We start from the raw sequence: 4,452 nt of genomic DNA, 5'->3' as shown, positions 1-4,452 counted from the left end.
CTGGGCCGCGAGGTGGTCTACATCGAGTGGGTGAACGCCGCCGGGGAGCGCAACGAGAACCTCCCCGCCGGGCTGCCCTGGACCCGATCGTGAGCCCCGCCGATGAGCCGCGGTCCGTCCGCACTCCGGTCCCGCTGCCCGAGGGTCTGAGCCCGGCCACCCTCGGCGTGCGCGGCGGGCTGCTGCGCTCGGAGTTCAACGAGACCGCCGAGGCGCTCTACCTGTCCTCGGGGTACGTCTACGAATCCGCCGAAGCCGCCGAGCAGGCGTTCACCGGCGAGATGGACCGGTTCGTCTACTCCCGCTACGGCAACCCGACCATCTCGATGTTCGAGGAGCGGCTGCGGCTGATCGAGGACGCACCCGCGGCGTTCGCCACCGCCAGCGGCATGGCGGCGGTCTTCGTCTCGCTCGGTGCGCTCTTGGGTGCGGGAGACCGGCTGGTGGCCGCCCGCAGCCTGTTCGGCTCGTGCTTCGTGATCTGTAACGAGATTCTGCCGCGCTGGGGGATCGAAACGGTCTTCGTCGACGGCGAGGATCTCGACCAGTGGGAGCGGGCGCTGGCCGACCCCTCCAAGCCCACGAGCGCGGTGTTTTTCGAGACCCCGGCGAACCCGATGCAGTCGCTGGTCGACATCGCCGCCGTCACCGAACTGGCCCACGCGGCCGGCGCGAAGGTGGTGCTGGACAACGTCTTTGCCACCCCACTGCTGCAGCGCGGTTTTCCACTCGGCGTCGACGCGGTGGTGTACTCCGGCACCAAACACCTCGACGGGCAGGGTCGGGTGCTGGGCGGGGCGATCCTCGGCGACAAGGACTACATCGACGGACCGGTGCAGCAGCTGATGCGGCACACCGGGCCGACGATCAGCGCCTTCAACGCCTGGCTGATGCTCAAAGGCCTTGAGACGCTGGAAGTTCGGGTCGAACATGCCAACACCTCGGCGCTGCGGATCGCCGCGTTCCTGGAGGCCCATCCGGCGGTGCGCTGGGTGCGCTACCCGTTCCTGCCGTCGCACCCGCAGCACCAGCTGGCCACCCGGCAGATGTCCGGCGGTGGCACGGTGATCACCTTCGAACTCGACGCGGGCGAGAACGCCGCAAAGCAGCGGGCGTTCGAACTGCTGAACCGGCTACGGCTGATCGACATCTCCAACAACCTCGGCGACGCCAAGTCGTTGATCACCCACCCGGCCACCACCACCCACCGGGCGATGGGCACCGAAGGGCGGGCGGCGATCGGCCTCGGCGACGGGGTGGTGCGGATCTCGGTCGGCCTGGAGGGGGTCGACGACCTGATCGCCGACCTGGACCAGGCGCTGGGCTGATCGGGGTCAGCCAGTCCGCTGCTCGGCCCGCTCGGCCCGTTCGCTGGCCGCCAGCGCACCGTTCTGGTGTTCGGCCAGCCGGTTCATCGCCAGCCGGGCGTAGATCATCTGGCTGGTGATCGTCATCTGGTCCCGGGTGCGGCCGAGAAACGAGATGCCCCAAGCGATTATCGTCGTCAACCGGTTCTTGTGGCCGACCAGGTAGTACAGGTGCAGCACCAGCCAGGCCAGCCAGGCCAGGAAGCCGCCGAACTCCAGCCGGCCGACCTTGGCGACCGCGCTGTACCGGGAGATGGTCGCCATGCTGCCCTTGTCGAAGTATTTGAACGGCGCCCGCGCGGCCGGATCGTCGCGGCCCTTGAGCGACCGCTTGATGCACGTGGTCGCATACGTCGCACCCTGAATTGCGCCCTGCGCCATGCCCGGAACACCGGGCACGCTCATCAGGTCGCCGACCACGAAGACGTGCGGGTGGCCCTTGACGGTCAGGTCCGACTCGACCCGCACCCGCCCGGCCCGGTCCACCGTGGTGCCGTCGGACTGGTCGGCGATCAGCTTGCCCAGCGGGCTGGCCTGCACGCCCGCCGCCCACACCTTGCAGGCGCACTCGATGCGCTGCTCGGCGCCGTCGATGCCCTTGATCGTGATGCCGCGGTAGTCGACCTCGGTCACCATCGCGTTCAACCCGATCTGCACCCCCATCTTGGCCAGCCGGCGCTGCGCCTTGCGGCCGAGCTTCTCGCCCATCGGCCCGAGCACGGCCGGCCCGGCGTCCAGCAGGATCACCCGGCAGTCGCTCGGTGCGATGGTGCGGAACGCCCCGGCCAGCGTGCGGTCGGCCAGTTCGGCGATCTGCCCGGCCACCTCGACCCCGGTCGGGCCGGCACCGACCACCACGAAGGTCAGCCGACGGTCCCGCTCGGCCTGGTCGGTGGCGACCTCGGCCGCCTCGAACGCGCCGAGGATCCGGCCGCGCAGCTCCAGCGCGTCATCGATGGTCTTCATTCCGGGCGCGTAGGTGGCGAAGTGGTCGTTGCCGAAGTAGGACTGCTGTGCACCGGCGGCGACGATCAGGCTGTCGTAGGGCGTCACCGTCTCGATGTCCATCAGCCGCGACGTCACCGTCTCGGTGGTCAGGTCCAGCTGCGTCACGTCGCCGAGCAGCACCCGGGTGTTGCGCTGTTTGCGCAGCACCAGTCGGGTGCTCGGGGCGATCTCGCCCTCGGACAGGATCCCGGTGGCGACCTGGTAGAGCAGCGGCTGGAACAGGTGGCTGGTGGTCTTGGCGATGACGGTGACGTCGACGTCGGCGCGCTTGAGCGCTTTGGCCGCGGTGAGCCCGCCGAAGCCGGACCCGATGATCACCACCCGGTGGCGAGTGCCGTCTCCGTCGGTCGTCATCTCGCCCTCCCCGGTGCCGGACTGTCGCTGCTTCAGCCTAGTTGTCGGGTTCGGTCAGGCCGGTGCTGGATTGGGCCCGGTCGGCGTACTGCCGGTGCGCCGCCGCGTCGAAGTCGAGGAAGACCCGGTCGGTGCCGGTCTTTCTGCCCAGCCAGCGGCGGGCCCGGGCCGGCAACAGCATCGTGGCGATCGCGATGAACCGGAGCGACCCGGGCACCGAGACCTGGGTCTTCGGCTTGTCGATGATTCTGACGACGGCGGCCGCCACGTCTTCGGGCTGAACCCGTCGTTGCGCCGAGGTCTTCGTTGTGCCGGAGATCAACTCGGTCTCGGTGAAGGTCGGCAGCACCGCCGAGACGATCACGCCGCGATCGGCGAACTCGTCGGCCAGCGCGGTGGACAGACCCACCACGGCGAATTTGGTTCCGGCGTAGACCGCCTGCCCGGGAACCGCGACCATGCCGGCCACCGACGCGATGTTGACGATCTGCCCGCTGCCGCGCTCGGCCATCTCGGGAAGCACCAGTTGGCAGCCGTTGATCACGCCGACGAAATTCACCTCGATCGCCGAGCGGATGGCCTGCGGCGACAATTCCAGGAACGCACCGATCGGCATCACGCCGGCGTTGTTGACCAACACGTCGATGTGGCCGGTCTCGGCGCGGGCTTGGTCCAGGAAGGCCGCGAAGGATTCCCGGTCGGTGACGTCGAGGGGGTGGCCGGTGACAGAGCCCACGGTGCTTCGTCCGGCGAGGGTTTTCACCGTGCTCTCCAGCGCACCGACGTCGCGGTCGCCGATCACCACTCGGGCTCCCCGGGCCAGCAGTGCGGTGCCGATGGCCAGACCGATGCCGCGGGCGCCGCCGGTGACGGCGATGGTCTTGCCGGCGATGTTGTCCATAGCGGTCGACTCTACGTTCCGGCGAGGTTGTCGGGGGATCGATCTATAATCGAATGTATGTTCGATGTGAACTCGCCTCCCCGGCTCGTGGACGACTTCCGTGGTGTCGAGGATGCCGGCGTGGTCGACGCGATCACCGCTGCCGCCCGGCGGCAGAACGCGATGTGCGGGCGAGAGTTCGCCGCGATCGGTGAGTTGTATGCGCGGCGGGCACCCGAGGACGAGGTCGACCGGCTGAACTGGGCGGTCGACGGCCACGACAACGTGGTGGCCGAGATCGCCTCCGCGCTGTGCATCAGCCGGGGGCGGGCGCGGGGGCGGCTGCGCTACGCGATCGAACTGCGGGAACGCCTGCCGCGGCCGAGGTTTTCGCCCGCGGCGACATCGATTTCCGGCTGATGGCGGCGGTGGTGTACCGCACCGAGCTGGTGGAGAACGCGGTGCTGGTCGCCAAGCTGGACGCCGCAATCGCTCGGCATGGACCGAAATGGATGCGGTTGTCCGGACCCAAGTTGGCAGAGCGTATCGACATGTGGATCACCCGGTTCGACCCGGCTGGCCTGCGCGCCCCGGGTCAGCGCAACCAGGACCGGTACGTCGAGGTCGGGCCGACGGCTTCCGGCCTTGCCGGCATCTGGGCGCAGGTACATGCGGCCGACGGGGCCGCGCTGGATCGTCGCCTCGACCAAGCTGGCCGAGACGGTGTGCCGGGATGACCCGCGCACTAAAGATGTTTCGATAATAGAGTGATCGACGGTCATAGAGAAAGGCCGGTGTGGGCGAGGAAGGCGAAACACAGGTCGTAGCTGGAGCCGACGCGGG

At 68.9% G+C, this 4,452-nt stretch carries 3 protein-coding genes and 1 pseudogene; 2 read left to right on the top strand and 2 right to left on the bottom strand.

The window, feature by feature from the left end; translation table 11 throughout:
• The first annotated feature begins 89 nt into the window (after positions 1–89).
• A complete protein-coding gene (locus tag AC2VNT_RS03605; RefSeq protein WP_486945554.1) occupies positions 90–1,328 on the top strand; it encodes an O-succinylhomoserine sulfhydrylase in 1,239 nt (412 codons plus the stop codon).
• Between the two features lie 6 nt (positions 1,329–1,334).
• On the opposite strand, the gene AC2VNT_RS03600 is transcribed toward AC2VNT_RS03605, so the two are convergent.
• Positions 1,335–2,729, bottom strand: a complete 1,395-nt coding sequence (locus AC2VNT_RS03600; protein ID WP_486945553.1) for an NAD(P)/FAD-dependent oxidoreductase — start codon at positions 2,727–2,729, stop codon at positions 1,335–1,337.
• A gap of 37 nt (positions 2,730–2,766) precedes the next feature.
• Positions 2,767–3,630, bottom strand: coding sequence for an SDR family oxidoreductase (locus AC2VNT_RS03595; RefSeq protein WP_486945552.1), 864 nt, complete (start codon positions 3,628–3,630; stop codon positions 2,767–2,769).
• Positions 3,631–3,687: 57 nt separating this feature from the next.
• Between AC2VNT_RS03595 and AC2VNT_RS03590 the strand changes: the two are divergent.
• Positions 3,688–4,346, top strand: a pseudogene (locus tag AC2VNT_RS03590) (DUF222 domain-containing protein).
• Positions 4,347–4,452: the final 106 nt, after the last annotated feature.

Source organism: Mycobacterium sp. TH-M15 (assembly GCF_057473705.1).
This window is presented reverse-complemented; position numbering and strand designations above follow the sequence as displayed.

What these genes read in the sequence shown, in the direction of transcription:
- AC2VNT_RS03600 (WP_486945553.1), bottom strand. Translation starts at nt 2,729, where the DNA reads ATGACGACCGACGGAGACGGCACTCGCCACCGGGTGGTGATCATCGGG.
- AC2VNT_RS03595 (WP_486945552.1), bottom strand. Translation starts at nt 3,630, where the DNA reads ATGGACAACATCGCCGGCAAGACCATCGCCGTCACCGGCGGCGCCCGC.